The organism is Methanococcoides burtonii DSM 6242, from assembly GCF_000013725.1.
In the GTDB taxonomy this organism is placed as follows: Archaea; Halobacteriota; Methanosarcinia; order Methanosarcinales; family Methanosarcinaceae; genus Methanococcoides; species Methanococcoides burtonii.
In genome coordinates this window covers 1,231,488-1,253,958 of sequence record NC_007955.1, presented here as the reverse complement: position 1 = coordinate 1,253,958, position 22,471 = coordinate 1,231,488, and the positions used below count along the sequence as shown (strand labels likewise).

Here is a 22,471-nt window from a genome sequence, read left to right as displayed (position 1 = left end):
TACATTTAATTAATACAATTCTATATTAATATGTTTTTAATACTTATTTTATGTCAATGAGATACTGTTAGGTGGATACATTACTCTTAATTTTAGTTTATGATCAAATTCCGGTGGCCATATTTTGGAATTTATCCAATTGGTTGTAGTGGAGAATCAATAAATTCAAAGTTCATTGATATTTTTGCTTTGACCCTTATCTAAACCTATTATTTAATATAGTTAATTTTACATGTAGTGATTATGTTCGGAATTATAAGCATTTTGTTGATCGGATGTCAATATGGTGTTGATCTTGTATCCGAATATTATTATTCAAAGCAATCCAAATTCATTTAATGGGCTCGTAGTGTAGTGGATATCATTTTAGCCTCCGGAGCTTAGAACCCGGGTTCGATTCCCGGCGGGCCCGCCACGGACTCTTTTTAGCATCTGGAATTATTTTCTATAAAGTTTTTCAAGATAACTTTTGATCCTGCAATAAATGAAGTTCCTGTATCCTGCGTTATCAGGGATATCGAATGTAACTATTCCTTCTACATTCCAGAATACATTTTTGACGAGCTTCTTCTCTTCCATATCATCCACAAAGAACCGGACTTTGCTAAAATCATCCACTGCCTGTCTCCAGTCCCCTGCTCTCATTTTAGACGAGTCTTTACTGCAAAGCACTTCAAATTGCTGTAATCCGAACGCATAGGTTTCAAACCATTGCCTGTCTTCCTTTGTCAGTGCAATGATCCCCTGTTTCGCATCATCTGTCATCTGTTTAACAAGTAGGTCTATGTCCTGACTTGTAAACTCATTCCTGTCAAGTTTCTTAAAGAACACATGTAATTTTTCCACAATTTTTCCCCCTACACTAAATAATTATGTTCCCTATCAGTAGATAAACATTCCCTTTATTTTTTCACAGATTATTGGCATCATATTGTTAAGTTGGCGGTATTATCCAGTTATATGGCAAAACTGGAATGAGAAGAATACACATTATCTCGAGTTGTCCTTATGTTGCCGCCTGGTTGGAAATACATCCACACAGGGGCGATTCAGATAGTTATGTGTGTGAATAAAGGCAATATCAAAAAAGGGCAACACATGCAATATATGGGCTGCCTTATGATCCTTAGAAGATTGGCTAAAAGTCCAGGTATTAATAAGAGGATTCATCCACATCTTTTCAGGCATTCAAGAGCGTCCTCTGGAGGATATGGCTCCAGAATATAAAGTGCCACCAGTAGATGAAGCTCCTGTAACCGGGGACAATGATACCCAGGATGAGGATGTTGTAAGCTCAAAGATGGTAGAGGACTTCCAGTTCAAACCGCAGACCATATTTCCAACCTCTCTCACATGTGCATGAGAGTCAAAGTTTTATCATTTTTAGAGGGGAAAATATGATTAATCTCGATTTCTCTTGGAGTTTTTGAAAGTCAATTTCGAGCATGTTCGAGCTGAATGTCTCAATAGTGAGACATAGTCCTTAAGAGTGTACCTAAGGGAACGGGGTAAAAAATGTTGTTGTTTTATTAATATGACAGGATTTATCTAAGATCTTCGACCGTTTCTTTGAATGAGCAGGAATCCCCATCCTCATATCCATTGCATGGTTTACCTGACAAACAGATATGACCGTTCTCAGTCATCCGATCAAATGTACACCATTCGTTTTGTGAGTGTACACACTTCCATTCACCTTTTAATGATCTCATGCGTTCTTCATCCATTTTATATCTCCCACATATTGCACAATGTCTTTTTTACGTTTCAGAATTCAAAAAGTTTTTTTTGTGATTTATCAATTTTGTCTGGATAAAAAATACCAATAATCATCCAAGTTTTGTATTGAAAATGAGTTCCTAGTATAAGATAAAGCTCTTTTTTTGCCATATAATCAATCATCTTGTACCTAATTTTTTCTTTAATTGATTTAGGATCTTTATCTTTTTGCATAATATTTCGCACTAATTCATTTATTTCCCAATCAAGAACTATTATTTTATGACCGTTGCAAGTTGTTTCTCCTTCACATTTGAATAGATATCGCACCTCAACAGGCATCTTTACTCTTTCTCTACCTTGAGCGGAATACTCTCCTGCCTGAGTAAAAAATGCTTGTTTATCCATAATATCTGTGCTATTAATTATGACTTCAACGTCTTCTATAATTGGTCGTACAATGCCTAAACTTGCATCCTCGACATTCAATTTTTCAATTGATGAGATGAGTGGGGCAATTCGATCTAAGACTTCTTCGTCATTAAGAGGAGAAAATAAATTTTTGTGACTGGAAGCTTTCCTGCTCTCCCTTCTCATATCGCTATCGGGATTGGTAATATTAACTTCAATTACATCTTTCTTTTTGAATTTAATCAAGCGATCCCCATAATTAAATCTAAAAGGATATAATCTGCGTAGCTCATTGTTTTGATTTACACCTGCAACACAAACAGTATGTCCATATCTTTTACTTTTTTCTGGAGTTGCGCGAACTAAAACCAGAACTTGCTCAATTGTATTTGGGTTCAAATATCTACGACCTCTATCCCTTTACTATTTGCAATTGATTTTGCAATAACACCTCTATGACACATATCTATATCAGCTTCAAAGCACATCATAGCAACTCTATTGCTTTGGCTCAATTCATAAATATAATCAAGGTGTTCTTTATTTCTTTTAAGTGTTGAATCAGCATATTCTTTAAATAAATTTTGGTAGTCTGTCATAGAATTTAATTCTTTTCGATCATCACTTTCTATGCCCAAATCTGGAATATGAATGTACTGTATACCTATTTTTTCAAGATAGGTACTTAATTTCTTTTTTGTAAAGCTAAACTTCATGCTAAAAGGATTTTTTCTGACATCAGCAAGAATATTTATGTTATTTTGAATTAACAAATTAAGAAATTGATCAATGTCCCTTCCTTCGTAACCAATTGAAAACAAGCCCGGAATCAACTGCTTTTCTTTGTTATCAACCAGCTTACTTTTCACGGTGAATTCTGGATATTTTTCATATACATATTCACGAATTTGTTTATCAGAACTAAATTTATTAGCAACTCTCCTAATTCGAAATATCGCTTTCCGTTCAGTTTTTGTTGATACGTCTTTTCCTTTTTCAGTTAACTCTAAGTGATGATCATTTTCTATAATTAATCCATCACTTTGAAGTTTTGTTATATCTGCATAGTATGCATTTGAAAAAGGTCCGTAATGATAAGGGAAAAAATGATAGAATTTTATTACTTTACCTATATTTTCTTCAACTGATAGTAAAAACAGATTTTTGACAATCATAAACTTCGTGGCATTGCCTCTTTCATTTAATCGATCTATTACAGATAGAAGTGCTCTTTGTTTATGGGTAATCATGGGCTTCACTCGTCTTCATAGTAATTAGTATTTCTGCTTGATATATATAGTTATGATGAGCTTGTTGAAAGTAATTTATAAATCAGCTCATTCCTAAGTTTTACATTTCATTCAAGAATGTCAAACTTAATTCACCGCTTTTCGATAGCTACCGCTCACCCAATCACCCGACTATACCTCATAGTATTGTGAGTAGACAGAACAGAAGCACGCTTGTTAATTCCAAGCTCCTTGAACTCCTTGTTAAGCTGTTCAGCTTCTCGGATGGTCTCAACGACTATCTTTTCAAACTTTGGATTTCTTGATTCCTTTTTCTTTATCGGTTTCAGGTTTTTCGTCCTGTCACGATAACGGCGAATCATACCGGAATCAATGAAATACTCTCCATTGATCTTCTTAAGACCTATATCCAGAGCTGTGACTATTGCAAGCAATGGGTCCCGGAGTTGTTCCCATACTGAACGTTTCTTGAAGAATACACAAGTATGGTAGCTTCTGCTAATGTCAATCAATCCTTGTTCTCTTAAAGAACTGATATAACGCCAGAGTGTACTTTTTTGAATGTCAAGGTTATCTAATATGTCCTGGAAGTCTGCACTTCCTTCGGATTGTAATCCGATGTATGCAAGGACCTTCAAGGCTCTGAAATGATTATCTTCCTGGGCTTCAAACTTGACAAACAAAGTCTATTTATGGGTTTGTTGTTTATTTACCCACTATAGTTCATTAGTAAATCAATTCCACATCAAAGGAGACCAAAAGACATGGCAATCCATCCTATCGAATACCGTTACGGTACTGACGAAATGAAATATGTCTGGAGCGAGGCAAACCGTCTTGAAAAGCTCTTAAAGACCGAAGCAGCACTCTCAAATGCCGAAGCAAAGATCGGTATGGTGCCTGCTGAAGCTGCAGCAGAGATCGAGAAAAGCATAGCTCATGTAAAGATCGAGAGAGTTGCTGAGATCGAGGATGAGATCCACCATGACATGATGGCCATTGTTATTGCTATTTCTGAGCAATGTACAGATGATGCTGCCAAGTGGGTACACTTTGGTGCAACTTCCAACGACATCCTGGACACAGCTACTGCTCTTCAGATGATGGATGCTGTTGCTATCCTTGAGGAAAAGACAAGAACACTTCTTGATGTACTGCTCACAAAAGCGGAAGAGCACAAGAACACTGTCTGTGCCGGCAGGACACACGGTCAGATCGGTGTGCCGACCACATACGGCCTGAGGTTTGCTATCTGGGCAAGTGAGGTCGCAAGGCACCTCGAACGCTTAGCACAGCTTACACCACGCCTTCTGGTAGGTCAGATGACAGGCGCTGTGGGTACACAGGCAGCATTCGGTAAAGATGGTATCGAGATCCAGGCACACGCAATGGAATATCTCGGTCTTGGCAGTGTTGATGTTTCAAATCAGATCATCCAGCGTGACCGCCACGCAGAATTCGTCATGTGGATGGCAAACACAGTAACCACCCTTGACAAGATCGCTGTGGAGATACGCACCCTCCAGAGAAGCGAGATCGCAGAAGTGGAGGAAAGCTTCCGCAAGAACCAGGTAGGTTCATCCACAATGCCTCACAAGAGGAACCCTATCAAATCAGAACAGATAAGTGGTCTAGCACGTATCGTTCGTTCAATGGTCGAGCCGGAACTTCTGAACAACACCCTCTGGGATGAACGTGACCTCACTAACTCCTCCTGCGAAAGGATAGTTTTCCCTGAAAGCTGTGTCCTTACAGACCATCTCTTAAAGCTCGCAATAGGCGTTATAGAGAATCTGAGATTCTATCCTGAGAACATCCGCAAGAACCTCGATCTCTTACGTGGTCTTAACATGGGTGAAGCTATCATGATCGATCTGGCAAAACGCGGTGTTGGCAGGCAGGAAGCTCATGAGATCGTGCGCAGTTCCGCAATGGAAGCCCACGAATCAGGAAAGCATCTCAAGGATGTCCTCCTCAGCAGACCGGACGTTACAAAGTATTTGAACGAATCTGAGATCAACGATCTTCTTGATCCTGACATGTACATCGGTACCGCAGTAGCTCAGGTCGAGAACGTTGTGGCAAAGCTCAGGGCTCAGTTATAAGGTGGTACAATGGATCTGAAAGACGCAATAGAGTTTCACGGTCACCTTTGTCCGGGACTGGTTATCGGTTACAGAATAGGCACCTATGCTGCTGAGCAGTTCAAGGACCGTTCAGAGGATGAAGAATTAGTAGTTGTCGTAGAGAACAAATCATGCTCTGTCGATGCTATACAGGTCATCAATGGTTGCACATTTGGAAAGGGCAATCTTGTCTTTAAAGACCTTGGCAAGCACGTCTACACTTTCTTCAAGAGAGGAGACCGCAATGCTCTGCGAATATCCGTAAATCCCCGTAAACGGAGCAACGATGAAAAGTACAATGAACTTTTCCCAAAGGTAAGAAATGGAACTGCCACCGCTGAGGAGCTTGAGGAGTTCAGAAAAAGACATGCTGAGAATGCCTATGCCATCCTCGACATTCCAGATGAGGATTTGTTCACCGTTACGAACGTTGAAACAGAACCGCCGGAAAAAGCAATGGTCTATCGTTCCATAGCATGCGCGGAATGTGGCGAGGAAGCCATGGAAACACGTCTGCGTGTAAAGGAAGGTAAGATTGTCTGCCTTTCATGCTTTGAAGGACATGATATCTGACCTGTGGGTCAGATATCAATTAAACTTCATTCCTTTCATTTTTCTCATTATTTCTTGAGTGCTTTTTTCAGGAACTCTCCTGTATAAGAGCCTTTGACCTTCGAGACCTTCTCAGGCGTTCCCTTTGCGATAACTTTGCCACCACGTTCCCCTCCTTCAGGTCCAAGATCGATGACCCAGTCAGCGGTCTTGATGACATCGAGATTGTGCTCGATCACAATAACGGTATTTCCTGTTTCCACCAATCTTTGAAGTACGTCAAGCAGTTTGTTCACGTCATCAAAATGAAGTCCTGTGGTCGGTTCATCAAGGATAAATACCGTTTTTCCGGTGGAACGGCGACTAAGTTCGGTCGCAAGCTTCACACGCTGGGCTTCTCCTCCAGATAACGTTGTTGAAGACTGTCCCAGTTTTATATATCCCAGGCCGACATCGAAAAGGGTTTGTAGCTTATTCCTTATCTTCGGTACATTCTCAAAGAATCCCAGGGCTTCCTCAACGGTCATATCAAGGACATCAGCGATATTTTTGTCCTTGTAATTCACTTCCAGTGTCTCATGGTTGTACCGTTTTCCGTGACATACCTCACACGGCACATAAACGTCAGGCAAAAAGTGCATCTCGATCGTTATGGTCCCGTCACCTGAACATGTCTCACATCTGCCGCCACGAACATTGAAGCTAAATCTTCCGGGCTTGTAGCCACGTGTCTTTGCCATCTTTGTCTGTGAGAACAGTTCTCGTATGGGTGTGAACAGATTGGTATATGTGGCGGGGTTTGAGCGCGGTGTTCGTCCTATTGGCGACTGGTCGATAGTGATGACCTTATCCACCAGTTCAAGACCTTTTATATCCTTATATTTGCCCGGTCTCTCGCGGGAACGATTCAATTTCTGTGACAGGACCTTGTTCAATGTCTCATTGATAAGCGTACTTTTTCCGGAACCTGATACTCCGGTAACACAGGTCATTACTCCAAGCGGGAAATCTACATCGATCCCCTTGAGATTGTTCTGTGAAGCCCCTACAATAACAAGTTTCCCTGTGGGTTCACGCCTTTTTTCCGGTATGGCGATCTCCAGTTTACCACTCATGTATTGTCCGGTACGTGAATCTGGATGGGCCATTATCTCTTCAGGAGTTCCTTCTGCGACTATCTCCCCACCGTGTATGCCTGCCCCTGGTCCCATGTCAACAACATGATCGCAGTTCATGATGGTCTCTTCATCATGCTCAACCACTATGACGGTATTTCCAATATCTCTCAGATGCTTTAACGTGTTAATGAGCCTGAGATTATCTCTCTGATGCAGACCGATACTCGGCTCGTCAAGAATGTACAGAACACCCATAAGGCTGGAGCCGATCTGTGTAGCAAGCCTTATCCTTTGGGCTTCTCCGCCCGACAGGGTGGCTGCTGAACGGCTCAGGGTAAGGTAATCAAGTCCCACATCCATCAGGAAGCCCAGTCTTGCCTTAATTTCCTTGAGTATGAGTCTCGCAATGGAATATTCGCGGGGTGTGAGCTTTGTTTCAAGTTCTTCGAAGAACAATAGGGCAATCTCCACGGACATACGGGTGACCTTGAGAATGTTCTGTTCATTAATAGTAACTGCAAGACTTGCGGGTTTTAGCCTGTCTCCATTGCAGGATGTGCAGGGTTTGGTGGTGATGTACTTTTTCAGGGTATCTTTTCTATTCTCGGATTCTGTGCTATTGTATATCTTTGATATATTGGCGATGACCCCATTGAACTTACCCTTGTGTTTCCACATCCCGCCGTTCTTACCGATGTGCACATAATCGATCAACCCGCTGGCACCGTTAAAGATTATATCCTTGTGCTCAGGTGCAAGGTCCTCAAAAGGCACATCCATGGAGAACCCATAGCGCTGCGCAATGGATCCCAGTGACTGCATGTAGTACCCATCTTTCTTGCCCCAATGTTCGATGGCTCCTTCATGCAATGAAAGGGTGGTGTCGGGTACGATAAGTTCAGGATCGAACTCCATGGAGGTTCCAAGGCCATGACATTCCTCGCATGCTCCCTGGGGGCTGTTGAACGAGAATGCCGATGGCTCCATGTCCTCAAAACCAATTTCACAATCGGTGCATGCCAGATTTTCACTGAAGACCATTTCCTCTTTGTCAAGCACATGAACTACCAGTGTGCCACCGCTTTTCTCCAGTGCGGTCTCAACGGCATCTGTCACTCTTTCCCGAATGTCGTCCTTTATTACGATCCTGTCCACTACGGCTTCGATATTGTGTTTGTTATAACGTCCCAGCCCAATTGTCTCTGCATCCTCAAGGGCTATTATCTCGCCATCGACCCTTGCACGTGCAAACCCTTCTGTACGAAGTTCGGCGAGCAATTTTTTGTATTCCCCCTTACGTTCCCGCACAAGAGGTGCAAGGATATGTATCTTAGAGCCTTCCTTTATCTTCAATATACTATCGACTATCTGGTCAACGCTTTGAGGTTCGATAGCCTTGCCACATTTAGGGCAGTGTCGTATTCCTATTCTTGCATAGAGCAACCTCAGGTAATCATATATCTCTGTGACAGTACCGACCGTGGAACGCGGATTCTTGCTGGTTGTTTTCTGTTCTATAGAAATTGCAGGGGAAAGCCCTTCGATGTATTCAACATCCGGTTTTTCCATGAGCCCTAGAAATTGCCTTGCATAAGCTGACAATGATTCCACGTATCGCCTCTGACCTTCTGCATAGATGGTATCAAAAGCAAGGGATGATTTTCCTGATCCGCTGAGTCCGGTTATGACTATCAGTTTATCACGCGGGAATGTAACGTCTACATTCTTGAGATTGTGCTCTTTAGCACCTTTTACGATTATATTTTTCAGGGACATGTTTTTGTGGGTATTTTTAGATTAAGTCGAATAAAAGATATTTGAGTGAGAGGATTAAAGGTTTGCTGTTGGGTTGAAATGTGATTGGAATTTAATCCGTACTTATGTACTTGAACATGTTGTCGCTTTGCAGTATATCATGTAACACGCGTTTAAGAGTGCTTTTTCCGATTTATCCCGAGATTCAGTTTCCATAAATTGTTAATAAAAGTCCTTTTCAACTTTTTTTCAAAAAATGCAAACATAAATCATATAGGAATTAAGAGTCAGTATGAGGAAAATCATGTAATTCTAATTAGTGTTACGCTGTATTATTGATGACATATCAAATCCGGTTTTAACATCTTGAAAACCGTCCTCCTTTTTATAGGATGTCACATTATGATCTAAAATGGTAACACACATAATCAAAAATTATAAATAGATTTGATATGTTTTTTTAGCCAATCAGTCAAATAAATTAGGGGGATCCTCATATGGATGAAAATCAAAATCAAATCTATGTCCTTGCATCGCCGTGTGAGCAAGGAAAAACTACAACAGCGCTTCTGCTTGAGAAAGAGTTCAAATCGAAAGGTCTGAAAGTGGCATGCCTGCAAACTATGAAAGGACAGTATGATGTTGGAACTTTTCTACAAAATGGATGCTACCATTATACTCTTCCCCTAGAGGCTGCCAAAAGTAAAGAAGCACTTGAACAATGGATACCTGAAGGATATGACAGGTATATCCTTGAAGTGACGCTTCCACATGGGCCAATTGGTGCCACATATATCGACCTGTTCCACAACATCAATGAAGTTGTTTCCTATGAGGTGAAAGATAACTGGAAAAAGTTTGTCTTAGGAATAAGTCCTACTTTTTCAGAATTCTGGGATCAAATTAATGAGAAGAATGTCCAGAATATTATCACAAAAGTTCCTTCAAAAATTGATTTCCCCTGTGTTGACACCTCTTTCAATCTCCATCATGCAGAAGAAATTGTATTTGATACAATTAACCCAAAAATGACATTCCCAAAAAGCGATAAAAAAGTAATTGCTGTCGGTGCTTTTCCAGCTGAATTCTGGGACATCTTCCCAAATCTGAAATGGTATGGGTATGAGTACCTAAAATTTATGAAAGATTACCGGAAAGAAAAATACGATCTCGCAATTGTTGGTTCCTGTCTTGATGAAAGTTTGAAATTGCTCTACAAACCGGCAAAAACCCCCGTGATATGTTATCAGCCATCATGTTATCTGGAAACAGCACCCAAATCTTGTGAAGACCCACATACTAGCGCACGTATGAAAAGTAATCCACACAATATATACCTAAAAATAAAGAAAGAACCTGTTGGAACTCCCATAGGAGAAGAGGGCTGTTTATATGAAGTTTACAACAATAAATTTTGGACACCGGATTGTGACATATGGTGGGAAAATCGAAATCATCCGATACTCAGTAAGGAGGATAATATGATATTTTGCAATGGTTGGATTTTACCACAATACCTGATTAAAGAAGGATACCTGGAGGTGTAATTATGGGAGGCGGAGGCACACCTGATCTTGAAATTACATTGATAAGTCCGGAATCACCGATTTCTAACTATGCTGGCGAATCAAGAACATTCAAAGCAAGTGTTAACCTGAATTGCAACGTTCTAAGGTGGAAGCTAGATGGTGTCGTGGTTCAGACAAACAATTATCCAACGGCAAATACTGATTATACCTACATCGACGATGCTGTATTTGGAAGCCATGAATTAAAAGTGGAGGCAGAGAAAGATGGCGTTGTAGTGTCAAAGTCGTGGATTTGGAACGTTGATGAAATAGCAGGTACTGGACAATCATCCCCTGATACCAATTCTGCTACAGAAAATGCATCAATTGAGATTGACAATTCAATTTTGTATCACAAATTTGATGGAACCTACTATATAGAAATTCATTGGTCATCGCTTGTATGTGAAGGATATAGAGCTCAAAACCATACTATTGTTACATCCTGCGATCAATCCTTGCAGTTTGTTATCACTTGGCAAGTAATTACATATCCAGAAGATCCTGAGCCAGCACACTTTGAAAGAGAAATTGAAGTACATAACTACTGTAATGGTGAAGGAATTGAGGTAATTGATTTGCCTTCACATTTTATGGATAGCTCTACAAGTGTAAGAATTAATCTAACTGCTGAGTGTCATGCGCTGATATATTGGATTCCAACAACACTTTCTGGTAGTGCATATGTTACTTGTGGCATAGATTAAATCTGCGGGGAATACATGTCAAATATTAGCTTGATTCTGATAATTTTAGTACTATTTGTCTCAATCACTCACGTAAGTGCAAATGAGACTATAGAGTTAACAGACGGAACCGAATCCAACGGATTTCCTCAATGGTCTCCTGATGGAGAAATGATAGTATATCACACACTTTCTGAGGTAGGAGCTATTGGAAACACAAAAACCTGGATGATGGACATCGATGGAAGCAACAAAACACAACTTACGTCCGGCAAATCATTAGGACCTCTTTTTTTAATCTCTGGTTTTAGTCCTACTGACAATCCATGGTCTCCTGATGGGGACAAACTCCTTTATGGCTCTCTGTTGGGAGTGGAAATTATTGGCGATATTCCAGTTTTTCTAAAAACCGACATACAGATTATGAATGCTGATGGAACAAGCAAAAATAAAGTTAAAGGCAGCTCAAATGCGGAATACTATGGTTGGGCTCAAAACACAACTAAAATATTCATGGTGGACAAATCCAAAAAGTTATGGCTCCTTAATCCCGATGGAACAGAAAAAGTCCTAATTACTCAGGGGGATGAAAATGATTCCCAGTTTTTGTGGCAACCTCATGGAAACAAAATAGTTTTTCGTTCAGATCGTGGTGGATATCCGGATATATGGGTAATGAATTACGATGGAACCGGAAAGTTACAATTATCCAATTCCGAGGAAAAGGAATTGGATATCAAATGGTCAATGGATGGTACAAAGATCGCATATGTTTCACCCAGTGTCCTTAATACTTCTAACCTTTCCACTTTTTTCAATTCATCGCATTCAATTTGGGTGATGAACTCTGATGGAAGTGATAAAAAAAAATTAACTGGCAGGCACGATAGGTGGGATGCACGGCCGGAATTCTCCCCGGATGGGGAAAAGATTGCATTTGATACCACGTACAAAAATGAGTCAGATCCGAAAATCATTGTAATGGACGTGGATGGGACAAATGAAACCGTTTTAGCGAAAGGATGGATGCCACAATGGTCCCCTATGGGTAACAAAATTGCTTTTACGGGAAAAAGTGGCAATAATTCAGTTGTATCAGTGATTGCTCTTGATGAAAAATTCAAATCTGAACCTGCAATTCCTATGGAATATGTACCAGAGGACATTCAACATCCAGAAGAAAAAACACCGGGATTTAGTGCTGTTATTGCAATGCTTTCGTTCTTTATGCTTGGTAAAAACATAAATAGAAGGAACTGATAGTTTCGTAAAGGTGTATTTATGAAAACAAAATTACTCCTGATCTTCTTTCTTTGCTTTTTTTCAGCCAACATTGTCAATGCAAGTGAAATATTGCAACTTACTGATGAAACAGAATCCATTGGATATCCCCAATGGTCTACTGATGGTGACAAAATCATTTACACATCATCAGATCTCGAAAACATAACGTCAGGAGATTGGGTTGTAGACTTTTGGATGATGGATGCTGATGGAAGTAACAAAATTCAACTCGCTTCTGGAGATAGTATGCTCGGACTTGGATATAATAGTCCTTTATCTCCTGATGGAACAAAACTCCTATTCGTTTCAAATGCTACAGGCAATCATGAACTTTGGATTATGGATATCGATGGTTCAGATAAAAGACAGTTAACTTATGGAGCACACCTTGAAAACAATCTGCTTGGTTTGGCGGGCAGATGGGGCATTTCATGGAGTCCAGGCAGTTCACAGATCGTTTATGTTTCTGCATCTTCTGAAAACAGGAATGTTTGGGAAACCGTAGAAATAAATGGCAAAAAAGAACAAATGTTCAACATTTCTAAAGTCTCTAAAGATTACGATATCTGGATTGTCGATCACGATGGTAGTAATAATCTAAAGCTCACCACCAGTAGAAAAGATAACATCGGGGCAACATGGAGATCAGATGGAGAAAAAATAGCTTTTGTATCAAATGAATCCGGCAATGGTGGAATCTGGATCATGAACAAAGACGGATCCGATAAAATACAACTTGTAGATGGATCTGCTTACAATATTGACTGGTCGCCTGATGGTACAAAAATAGTTTATGTAAAGGGAGATCATGAAAATTACACATCCAGCATATGGGTAATGGATACTGATGGTAGCAATAAAAAACCTCTTACCAATAATTCCAAGTATTTTGTATCACAGTCTTATCCAGACTGGTCGCCTGATGGAAGTAAAATTGTTTTCAATTCCGGGAACATTGGAGAATATGAAATCTGGATCATGAACAGTGATGGAACTGACCAGATTAGAATTGATGAAGGTTTGATGCCTCAGTGGTCACCCAAAGGGGATAAAATTGTAACTATGGCAATCAATGGTGACAAAATGGCAATATCAGTGATCAACCTTGATGTAGAACTTACATCTGCACCTTCAACAACTATGAAGTCTGAACCTGCATCTACTCCTGAGGATACACCTGGGTTTAGCACATTTATTGCAGTTCTCTCGATGTTCATGATTTTCAGAAATATGAAGAAAAGGATTTGAGATTTCGTAAAGGTGAATCTATGAAAACGAAAATACTCCTGATAATCTTTCTTTTTCTTATGGTGGGATGATTATATCCATGAAATTCCATAAAAACATCCCATTCATGCATACGATCTATCCTAATAACATTAAAATCACAGTCAAAAGGTTCATTAAATCTTTTTTCGACTTACTTATATCCCCTACTTTGTTGTGTGAGGGCTTAGATTTGAACTTCTCATACTCCTCGCACATTTATCGTTCTCTCATCTACTCATATCATGGTATACCCCTCTTCGAAAACAGTGCAATTAATCTTTCAATTTTTGCATAAGGAATGTGCTGATGAAATTGTTTTGTTTATAAACAATGACGGATGAATCGGATTTTCAGACATTTCTTGAGAATACAATCTGGGTCAGAACATGGGAAGAGGAAGAAGACGAGGAAGGAGAACTCTTATCTTATGAAGTTATGACATTTGAGGAAGCATGAATTTTGTCTAATCATAATGGCTTGGTTGTAATTGCTCCTGACAGGTCGTTGAACGATCTGCTTTTACAATTCGATCTCCACCTCATAGACCTCTTCCACATTCTCCTTGTGAATTTTCCAGAATAGTTCTTCCCCATACTCTTCTACCAGTTTCAATGTCCTTCGGGGAATGGTCTTTGGTCCAAGGACAGCTCCTGGTCTTTCAGGATCATCGATGTAATCGGTCTCCATCATGAAGCGAGTGCCCTGCTCAAGAGCTTCTTCAATGGCTCCTTTTCCTGCCAAGACACCCGGGAAGATGCCAAGCCTTTCACAGACATTAACAAGCGGTGGGGCGTAATGCTTGACCACTCTATTGAGCTGAATGCCGGTCCTTTTTGCTCTTTCAGTGATGTCTATCAGTTCCGGTTCCCCAACGCTTTCAGTATGCAACTGGATGGCACAACCGGCACCCTTTGCCAGTGTGAACCCATGTTCCATGATAGTATTGGATGCATCCCATATCTCTTCTGACACCGGGTAGTGCGGTCTTCCACTTTTAAGCCCCACTGCAAGCCCTTCTTCAACGTACTCTGAAGCGATCTCAAGCCCGCCTTTCATAAGCTCCACTGCCTTTTCAAGTTCCATACGTTCGTTCAGTTTGTTTATCTCCGCAGGATGAACTCCAAGGACCGGGAATGCTGTGACACCGGTCTCGTTGATCTGGTTGGCAAGGTCAACGGTCTCATCAAACACTATCTTGTAATCCTCCGGTCTTGTAACTTCCACTCCTATGGTCCACGTTGGTTTTGTTACAAGGATGATGTGAGTTCCGCCTGCATTCTGGAACTCTTTGACCGCTTTGAGTCCCTTTGCACGTGGGTCAATGTGCATGTGTTCATCGGTGATGGGAATCTTTGGAGATGTGTTCATGTGGTAGTTGATGTTTTTGAGGTTGAATAATGTTATTGTTTGTTTTGACCATGATCAAAGGTTTCTTTGGAATCGTAAATTTAAATATACTACATTTCCTTTCTTCACTCTCAACTTGAATATTTCCACCGTGTAATTCGATCAGTTGTTTAGATATGGAGAGTCAAAGTCCGGTCCCACCAAAATTTCTGCTAAGCGAAGAATCGACTTGTTTGAAAAGATCGAATATGATGCCAAGTTTATCATTCGGAATTCCAATACCATTGTCTTTTACATAAAACCCAAGTTTGACAGTCAAAATTAATATAAATTTTCTTAGTTTTGTTTGAATCGACAAAAATGTAAACCATGCTAAGAACATACGAAATAGTTCCTAATACCAATATATCCTTTCCGATTAGAACCATCCTGAGCGTTGAAAAACTGTATGTGCCCTTAATTTTCCCACTGTTTTGGTAAACACAATAAACATGGTATTGACATCAACAGTCTATTGAAAGCTCTTGTGAGCTATAAGCTCACAGACAATTTCAGTATCAAAAAAGGGCTCTGTAGAAATCCTCTTTTCTAACTTCGACTAAGCCACTCATTTTTACAATAATAAGTCCCATGTGATTGTTCTCCAACAAAAAAAATAAGGGGATGATTGTGTTTGTTCCAAATTATAAATCTGGAACACATTTCAGAAATTTGTTACTCGTACGTATTCTGTTGTTTTGGATACTATCTTTAGGAAAACACTTGACCGATTATATAAAAATAGAGATTCAATTGACATTAATGCAATTGATTCCACTGGGTTCACAAGTGGTTATTGTAGCAATTATTATTCCTGGCGAATTAAAAAGTGGAGGCGAAGTTACGTTAAAACTAGCATTTCAGTTGTTGTTAGTAAATTTGTAATCACTGGTTACAAGATATCTGGTAAATCTGTTCATGATGCAAAACATGCAAAGACATTGCTATTGCAATGTCATCGCAATAGGAGATCTATATATTATGTGATGGATAAAGCCTATGATTTTGAAAACATCCACGAATTAGCAAGGGGGAAACTTGGATCAATAGCAATTGTTCCACTAAGAAAACGTGAACGAAAGTGAATCAAAGAAAGATATCGTAATAACATGTTACGGGAATTCGATAGCAAGATATACTCTATGCGAAATTTGAGTGAAACGATGTTTTCGGTTTTGAAAAGAAAATATGGAGAAAACTTGCGTGCGAGAAAGTATAGAAATCAAGTAAATAAGTGAAGTTCAAAGTGATATTGCACAATCTTGACAGATTTATCAAGACTGTGTTTTTAGTTTGGATGAGGATTTCTACAAAGCCGAACGTTAAGTTTATGTATGTTATGCATTATAATGCATAATATGGGACGGCCAAGAAAACGAAAAATGGTTAATTTCGACTACAATACAAGGCATTTCAAGCCATCTGGCACTTGTCTGAAAGATATGGAAGAAGTGAACATAACCATTGATGAACTGGAAACCCTCAGACTGAGCACTCTTGAAAAAATGAAACAGGAAAATGCAGCTCAGACGATGCAAATACACCAGTCCACATTTCAAAGGACGCTCCAAAGAACATTGCAGAAAATAGCAGATGCATTAGTAAATGGAAAATCAATACGAGTAGAAGGAGGAGATTATACAATGCCAGGAAAGGATGGAACAGGACCTAGAGGTCAAGGACCGATAGGAGGACAGAATCAACCTAGAGGTCAAGGACCGATAGGAGGACAGAATCAAGGCAGAGGTCAAGGACCGATAGGAGGTCAGAATCAAGGCAGAGGGCAAAGGGGATTCCGTGCTGGTAACGGAAATAATGTTGTAGGAACAGGGGGTGTATGTAAATGTCCGAACTGCGGTTATGAACAAACTCACCAGCCAGGTACCCCTTGTGCTCAGGTAATCTGTCCCGAATGCGGAAAACCTATGATCCGAAAATGATTAAAACGGGCAATTAACGGCAGTTTCTACACAAAACAGAATCAAGGTAAACATCAACAAATGTGATCAAAATGAGCTCAAGGATCATCTACGGACCAATCCTTTCAAGAAGACTTGGAAGGTCGCTTGGAATTGATATCATTAAAAAAAGTGACTTCCGGAAGAACTGCAATTTCGATTGTGTCTACTGCCAGCTTGGACATGTGGACTGGAAAATATCGACACCATCAGAAGCAACAGATCTTGTAACAACTGAAGAAGTGATCGACAGCCTTGCTAATTATCACAAGAAAGTGGATGATCTTGATTACATAACATTTTCAGGGACATGTGAACCTACATTGAACCTGGAACTGGGTAACATGATCGAACAGATAAGGAACATAAGCAATGTTCCCATTTGTGTAATTACAAATTCATCACTCGTGAACAGAGAGGACGTCAGAAATAACCTTTCAAAGGCCGATCTTGTAGTCGCTACACTTGTGTCAGGAAATGAAGACACATTTCAGGCTATCAACAGACCTGCAGAAGGAATTGAACTTCAGGATATAATCAAAGGACTAAAACAACTGCAGAAAATGAAAGGTCCAAAGGTTGCCATAGAGATCATGCTGCTTGACTCAAATAATGGTTATCTTACAAACTCAAGCGATCCGGAAATCGATAAACAGATCGAAGTTCTCAAGTTCATCGATCCAGATGAGATAGAGATATTGACCATAAGCCGACCACCTGCTGAAGATTTTATCATCCCGGTAACTGAAACAAGGCTCAAAGAGATTGCACAGAAGTTCGATGAGGAACTTGGAAGGGAGAGGGTAAGGCTGGTACTCAAAGGTCTGAAAAGAAAGAGATCGAATATAGAACACGAGAACCTTACGGACGAGGTATATGATCTCATACTTCGGAGACCCTGTACATTTGATCAGGTAGTTCAATCTCTTGATATTGATAATGAAGAACTCTCCCCGACAATCGAAGGACTGGTGGATGATCAGAAGATCATCGGCATAAGCTCAGAGAATGGAACGTATTACCGGGCAGTATAACTAAAAAATAGTAAAAATGGGATGGAAATTACATCCCAATCTGTTCTTTTTCAGAACCATGTGTGCCAGTAGTATCCGTGCGTAATACCCGGTTTTTCGGTCATGGGGCATCATGGGGCAAATACAGCCTTTTTCCTTGTAATACAACTACTTTTCCAATTGCAGGGTAACAAAATGCTCCCATTACCCCCTATTTATCTTTTATACGATCTTTGGACCATTCATATGAATATCTTAGCTCCATTGAAAGTTAATTATAAATATCAAAGGACCTTGACCGTAAGGTCAAAAATCTGTTCATATCCAGTAATGTCAACCTTTTGTTTCATATTTATGGCAGAGATATTCTGTTCACCAGCTGCAATAGCCTCGATCTTCCACTCATGTTTTCCATAGAGGGAGCCCTTTGACTGTGGGATAAACTGGTCCCTTTTAAGCTGGAGCCCGTCCGTCAACGTCATGTTCCATGCATATGTATCCGCTGTAGATTCGAACAGTCTGATGAGCATCCACTCGCCTTGTTCAAGCTCGATCGCATCATCATAATAGTAGCCATCCACAACAAATGACGGATACAGTTCATTGTCACCTTCCACTATCAAGGTCATCTCAAAGTCGCTCGGAACAGATGTCTGGTCATTCCATGAATTGTATTCTAACATAATCGATTTCTCACCAATGGACGGAGTTTCAAAAGTCCATCCATAGACAGAATCATCGTCAACAGGGCTGTATGATGATGAATATCCATAGCCTTTTTCATTTAGGAACAGGTCATCTCTCCCGGAAAGATACCAGTACCCTTCCGAAGGTGCATCAAGATCGATACGCACAATACTTCCAGCATTAACCGATACAGTACTTCCATTATCCTCTTCTGTGAAAACATGGTCAGCTGGTATTTTCTCGATCTCAGGATAAATGAATTGGTCATCTTCTGTCGGAGCCATTCCCACAGAAAGTGCAGCTACCACAACACCAACAAGCATCAACGGCAGAATGTAGCGTTTTACGGACCTCTTTGTGGAACTGCTGGCATTGTCATAATAACATCCTTTTAACATCATCAAAATGACTGCAAAAAGACATCCCAGGAAGAACCAGAGCCCTATGTTATCTGAAAGGTTCGAAAAGAATGTCTGTATACTGTCCACTATCTGAGGACCAGCTGCTTCAGGAACTACCTTTGCAACTTCGCCCACGGCCTCATCAGAAGCAAGTGAAGGGGCCATATCCATTGGTGCATCACGGAGAACTTCAGATTCCATGGCAACATCCATCATTACAGGTTCGAAAGTACCCCCATTCTCTATTGGAACTGGTCTTGACAGATACTGAATACCTGCAGCACCAAGGAATGCAGCACCGATAACACCGATGTACTGTTGAAGCATACTAATTATGGAGGCCCTGCTGACATTCATATTCCCCGGAGCTACAATGATCAATTTCTGTACCGGTTCATAGAGCTTGACCTCACGCCCTTTGGCACTCCATTTGATCCTGTGTACCTTGATAAGGTCAGCTTCCAGCAAACTGTCAATGTTGTACTTGATAGTAGTAATGGAAAGACCGAGCTTTTTCGAGATATCCGTTGCAGACATCGGCTCTTCGGATAGAAGATCCAGTATCTTCAGGGATTTCTCATTGGAAAGCGTCTGAGTGATCTTCTTTGAATCTTCGTTGAGCGGAAGTACAACTATATTTTCCGAACTATCCTGATCCGTATCATCAGGTTCATTCTTGTTCTTATTTTCAACGTCTTTAGTGACCATATTTGCACCAGGGATTGATCTCATACAACCGTAGTATTGTCTTCAGAAGAGAATACAATGAACCTATTGGAAGGTCCGTAGATATATTTTTCCTCTTCCAGACCGGAGGATATGCTCTTTCTCTCTACAAGATCAGACTCTACCAGAGCCATGATCTTATTTTCAACATCCACAAAAGGAAGTCCGGTCTTTCGGGAAATCTGCCGGAGAGAAAGTGGATCTTCCGAAAGCACTTCCAGTATCTTGAAAGAACCCTCTTTTGAAAGTACTTCAGTTACAGTCCTTGACCCTTCAGCAATAGGAAGGATCAGGAATTTCTCGATGTTTACGGGATTTACTGCACAGTCCATAAAGATATTCCCCTTTTTACTTTAGATTTAATGATCAGATCATTTCCACATGAACATCAAGATCGTGCATGCCTGATTCTGTAGGTACAGGGTTGTGCCAGGTGCTGTAATAATCACCATTTGAGAGACTTCCATCCCCATTCACGTCCACATGGACTGAAAGGGAATAGGTCATTCTTTCATCAAGTTCAGGGTGATATATCAGATATGGTACTGTCTGAATATCATCTGCATCCATGGATACACTACTAATGAAGTTCTCGGAAATGGTCACAGAGGATACGTCCTGGAGGCTTACGTCCTCTACTTTCAGATAGATGGTGGCATTTGAGAAGGACTCTACAGGTTCATCAAAGATGATATTTCCCTGAACACCATCGCCTGTAAATGCTGGTCCACCTGCATCCACTCCAGTGTCAGCATCGGATTCCGTAGCGTTGTCAGTACAACCCATTGCAAACGCGGATGCAATGAGGATCAGTAATGTTACTCCTAATATGAGAGATCTATTTTTCATGATGATCGGTTCCTTATATTATCGATTTTATGAAGGTATAATATAAACAAATAGCTCGTAGATATAAAGTCTTTATTTAAGCTACAAAATAATTCGTAGCCTTAAGAAGCAAGAAATTCATCAAAAAAGAAAAGATAAATAATGGTATGTTCAGTCAATTGTTGACTTGAATATGTCTTCTTTAAGAATACCATAATCGTCAAAACTTGAACGGGTAGTCATGAATATACCAATGGTGACCGTCATCACAGTGGAAACATATATTCCGACCATTATGGCCATCTGGTACTTGATAGCAAGGATCGGGCTGGAGCCTGCAATTATCTGACCGGTCATCATTCCCGGCAATGAGACTATGCCTACAGTTGACATGCTTGCTATAGAAGGTTTTAATGCAAGCTTGATACTTTTTCGGGCATAGGGAAGTATGGCTTCAGACTTTTTCGCACCCAGTGACAAACTGTAGAGATAACGATTCTCGTTCCTCCTGATAGTATCATAAAAGTTGCTTATACTTACGAGATTGCCACGAAGGGAATTTCCAAGGAACATTCCGAATATGGGGATCAAATATCGGGCATCGAAAAGGTTCTCAAGGTTCACCACGAATGTATTGAAGTAAAGTAATATCAAAAAATTTCCTACTATAAATGAAAATATTGTTGGTAAAAGTAACTTCTTTATATCAAGTCCGATATCGTTTATTGTAGCATAGGTTGCCATGAGGATCATTACGAATAACCACAAAAGATTCACAATGGAATTGTTCAGATCAAATAACACTGTCAGGAAAAATCCCACGAAAATAAGTTGCAAGATCATCCTTGAAGCCGAAACAACGGTTTCGCGTATGATCCCAAGTTTAAGGTAGTGACTCACTAAAAGTGGAATTGCAAGCAAAAGAAAACATGCTACCAGGGCCAGATAGCTAATATCATAGGCTTCCATTCAAACACCCACCGGTACGACTCTGACATTTTCCTTATCCCACACATCATCATGGGAAATTATCACAAGTGTCCAATCTTTGCGTTCCAGAAAATAATTAGCGACCTTTTCCTTCAGTGCACTATCAAGAGATGAAGTGATCTCATCAAGCAAGTAAATATCCTTCCCAATGAGCACTGACATGATTATGCCTATTCTCTGCTTCTCGCCACCGGACAGGTCCTCAAAATCCATATCAAGAACGTCCTTCTCAAAACCCAGATAAACAAGAAGCCTTCTAAGTTTTATCAGGTCCAGTTTACCTTCATTGGATGAATAGGAAAAAACCTCCTCGATAAATTCATTAACAGACCCTTCATAGATATCAAGGTCCTGAGATACATAAGCAATCCTTTTTCTTGCATCCCATACAGTATTGGAATCAAGGAGCTTGTTATTATAATAAAGACTGCCACTTGTTTGATGGGCAAAACCAATGGCCATCTTCAAAAGTGTGGATTTGCCTGAACCTGACCTGCCTTTCAACAATATGCGATCTCCTTTTTTGATGTCAAGGTTGAAGTGAGACAAAACTTCCTTCTCGCCATACCTAAGAGAGATATCCTTATACTTCAAAAGTTCTGAATTCATTAGCTGTTAGATTCCTTCTGATGTGGAATAGGTTTATGAGAATATATTAATCAGAATAGCATGGTTATCCCTTAAGATACCATACAACTCCCTTTTAGTAAAGGATTTTGAATACTATTCCACACGAATGATATA

General features: G+C 40.1%; 23 protein-coding genes, 1 tRNA gene and 1 pseudogene. 12 read left to right on the top strand and 13 right to left on the bottom strand.

Annotated elements, in window-relative coordinates; all coding sequences use genetic code 11:
- Nucleotides 1-340: 340 nt before the first annotated feature.
- A tRNA-Arg gene (locus MBUR_RS05990) sits at nt 341-415 on the top strand.
- 23 nt (nt 416-438) lie between these two features.
- Here MBUR_RS05990 and MBUR_RS05985 read toward each other — a convergent pair.
- The gene (locus MBUR_RS05985; RefSeq protein ID WP_011499235.1) at nt 439-846 is read right to left on the bottom strand and encodes a hypothetical protein; all 408 of its coding nucleotides are present in this window, start codon (nt 844-846) and stop codon (nt 439-441) included.
- A 364-nt stretch (nt 847-1,210) separates the two neighbouring features.
- On the opposite strand from MBUR_RS05985, the gene MBUR_RS13815 reads away from it, so the two are divergent.
- Nucleotides 1,211-1,363: a hypothetical protein gene (locus MBUR_RS13815; protein WP_157196659.1), complete on the top strand. Its 153-nt coding sequence runs from the start codon at nt 1,211-1,213 to the stop codon at nt 1,361-1,363.
- 181 nt (nt 1,364-1,544) lie between these two features.
- On the opposite strand, the gene MBUR_RS05980 is transcribed toward MBUR_RS13815, so the two are convergent.
- The 4 genes from MBUR_RS05980 to MBUR_RS05965 all read right to left on the bottom strand — a co-directional run bounded on the left by MBUR_RS05980 (nt 1,545) and on the right by MBUR_RS05965 (nt 4,063).
- On the bottom strand, nt 1,545-1,727 hold the full coding sequence (locus MBUR_RS05980) for a hypothetical protein (protein WP_048063276.1): 183 nt from the start codon (nt 1,725-1,727) through the stop codon (nt 1,545-1,547).
- Between the two features lie 40 nt (nt 1,728-1,767).
- Entirely contained in the window at nt 1,768-2,529 is a 762-nt protein-coding gene (locus tag MBUR_RS05975; RefSeq protein WP_011499233.1) for a hypothetical protein, read from the bottom strand.
- Entirely contained in the window at nt 2,526-3,380 is an 855-nt protein-coding gene (locus MBUR_RS05970) for a DUF488 family protein (protein ID WP_011499232.1), read from the bottom strand. The genes MBUR_RS05975 and MBUR_RS05970 overlap by 4 nt, the downstream gene beginning before the upstream one ends.
- Nucleotides 3,381-3,535: 155 nt before the next feature.
- On the bottom strand, nt 3,536-4,063 hold the full coding sequence (locus tag MBUR_RS05965; protein WP_011499231.1) for a hypothetical protein: 528 nt from the start codon (nt 4,061-4,063) through the stop codon (nt 3,536-3,538).
- An 81-nt stretch (nt 4,064-4,144) separates the two neighbouring features.
- Here MBUR_RS05965 and purB point away from each other — a divergent pair, with 81 nt between their 5' ends.
- Together purB and MBUR_RS05955 are read left to right on the top strand one after the other, a co-directional pair.
- A complete protein-coding gene (gene purB / locus MBUR_RS05960) occupies nt 4,145-5,485 on the top strand; it encodes an adenylosuccinate lyase (RefSeq protein ID WP_011499230.1) in 1,341 nt (446 codons plus the stop codon).
- A 9-nt stretch (nt 5,486-5,494) separates the two neighbouring features.
- Nucleotides 5,495-6,079, top strand: a complete 585-nt coding sequence (locus MBUR_RS05955) for an FmdE family protein (RefSeq protein ID WP_011499229.1) — start codon at nt 5,495-5,497, stop codon at nt 6,077-6,079.
- 47 nt (nt 6,080-6,126) lie between these two features.
- On the opposite strand, the gene uvrA is transcribed toward MBUR_RS05955, so the two are convergent.
- Nucleotides 6,127-8,952, bottom strand: a complete 2,826-nt coding sequence (gene uvrA / locus MBUR_RS05950) for an excinuclease ABC subunit UvrA (RefSeq protein WP_011499228.1) — start codon at nt 8,950-8,952, stop codon at nt 6,127-6,129.
- Nucleotides 8,953-9,428: 476 nt separating this feature from the next.
- On the opposite strand from uvrA, the gene MBUR_RS05945 reads away from it, so the two are divergent.
- The 5 genes from MBUR_RS05945 to MBUR_RS14560 all read left to right on the top strand — a co-directional run bounded on the left by MBUR_RS05945 (nt 9,429) and on the right by MBUR_RS14560 (nt 14,194).
- Nucleotides 9,429-10,478 carry a hypothetical protein gene (locus MBUR_RS05945; RefSeq protein ID WP_011499227.1) on the top strand — a complete coding sequence of 350 codons (1,050 nt, stop codon included), beginning with the start codon at nt 9,429-9,431 and terminating at the stop codon, nt 10,476-10,478.
- 2 nt (nt 10,479-10,480) lie between these two features.
- Nucleotides 10,481-11,206: a hypothetical protein gene (locus tag MBUR_RS14120; protein WP_011499226.1), complete on the top strand. Its 726-nt coding sequence runs from the start codon at nt 10,481-10,483 to the stop codon at nt 11,204-11,206.
- Between the two features lie 15 nt (nt 11,207-11,221).
- Nucleotides 11,222-12,445 (top strand): PD40 domain-containing protein, encoded by a 1,224-nt coding sequence (locus MBUR_RS05935; protein ID WP_011499225.1) that lies wholly within the window; start codon nt 11,222-11,224, stop codon nt 12,443-12,445.
- Nucleotides 12,446-12,466: 21 nt separating this feature from the next.
- Nucleotides 12,467-13,717, top strand: coding sequence for a PD40 domain-containing protein (locus MBUR_RS05930; RefSeq protein WP_011499224.1), 1,251 nt, complete (start codon nt 12,467-12,469; stop codon nt 13,715-13,717).
- Nucleotides 13,718-14,068: 351 nt separating this feature from the next.
- Complete coding sequence (locus MBUR_RS14560) at nt 14,069-14,194, top strand: hypothetical protein (protein ID WP_269479037.1); 126 nt, start codon at nt 14,069-14,071, stop codon at nt 14,192-14,194.
- Between the two features lie 63 nt (nt 14,195-14,257).
- Here the strand turns inward: MBUR_RS14560 and MBUR_RS05925 are convergent, their stop codons facing one another.
- Together MBUR_RS05925 and MBUR_RS14115 are read right to left on the bottom strand one after the other, a co-directional pair.
- Complete coding sequence (locus MBUR_RS05925) at nt 14,258-15,106, bottom strand: TatD family hydrolase (RefSeq protein WP_011499223.1); 849 nt, start codon at nt 15,104-15,106, stop codon at nt 14,258-14,260.
- Nucleotides 15,107-15,269: 163 nt separating this feature from the next.
- Nucleotides 15,270-15,404 (bottom strand): ATP-binding protein, encoded by a 135-nt coding sequence (locus MBUR_RS14115; protein WP_198003804.1) that lies wholly within the window; start codon nt 15,402-15,404, stop codon nt 15,270-15,272.
- Nucleotides 15,405-15,777: 373 nt separating this feature from the next.
- On the opposite strand from MBUR_RS14115, the pseudogene MBUR_RS13455 reads away from it, so the two are divergent.
- The 3 genes and pseudogenes from MBUR_RS13455 to MBUR_RS05905 form a co-directional block, all read left to right on the top strand.
- A pseudogene (locus MBUR_RS13455) lies at nt 15,778-16,481 on the top strand (IS5 family transposase); the annotation flags it as partial.
- Nucleotide 16,482: 1 nt separating this feature from the next.
- Nucleotides 16,483-17,064 carry a DUF134 domain-containing protein gene (locus tag MBUR_RS05910; RefSeq protein ID WP_048063561.1) on the top strand — a complete coding sequence of 194 codons (582 nt, stop codon included), beginning with the start codon at nt 16,483-16,485 and terminating at the stop codon, nt 17,062-17,064.
- A 71-nt stretch (nt 17,065-17,135) separates the two neighbouring features.
- A complete protein-coding gene (locus tag MBUR_RS05905; protein WP_011499221.1) occupies nt 17,136-18,116 on the top strand; it encodes a radical SAM protein in 981 nt (326 codons plus the stop codon).
- A 263-nt stretch (nt 18,117-18,379) separates the two neighbouring features.
- On the opposite strand, the gene MBUR_RS12980 is transcribed toward MBUR_RS05905, so the two are convergent.
- The 5 genes from MBUR_RS12980 to MBUR_RS05880 all read right to left on the bottom strand — a co-directional run bounded on the left by MBUR_RS12980 (nt 18,380) and on the right by MBUR_RS05880 (nt 22,336).
- Complete coding sequence (locus MBUR_RS12980; RefSeq protein WP_011499220.1) at nt 18,380-19,891, bottom strand: protease inhibitor I42 family protein; 1,512 nt, start codon at nt 19,889-19,891, stop codon at nt 18,380-18,382.
- Between the two features lie 20 nt (nt 19,892-19,911).
- Nucleotides 19,912-20,241 (bottom strand): hypothetical protein, encoded by a 330-nt coding sequence (locus MBUR_RS05895; protein WP_011499219.1) that lies wholly within the window; start codon nt 20,239-20,241, stop codon nt 19,912-19,914.
- Between the two features lie 34 nt (nt 20,242-20,275).
- Nucleotides 20,276-20,758, bottom strand: a complete 483-nt coding sequence (locus MBUR_RS05890) for a YbaY family lipoprotein (protein ID WP_011499218.1) — start codon at nt 20,756-20,758, stop codon at nt 20,276-20,278.
- Nucleotides 20,759-20,908: 150 nt separating this feature from the next.
- Nucleotides 20,909-21,706, bottom strand: a complete 798-nt coding sequence (locus MBUR_RS05885; protein WP_011499217.1) for an ABC transporter permease — start codon at nt 21,704-21,706, stop codon at nt 20,909-20,911.
- Nucleotides 21,707-22,336 carry an ABC transporter ATP-binding protein gene (locus tag MBUR_RS05880; RefSeq protein ID WP_011499216.1) on the bottom strand — a complete coding sequence of 210 codons (630 nt, stop codon included), beginning with the start codon at nt 22,334-22,336 and terminating at the stop codon, nt 21,707-21,709.
- Between the last annotated feature and the right edge of the window lie 135 nt (nt 22,337-22,471).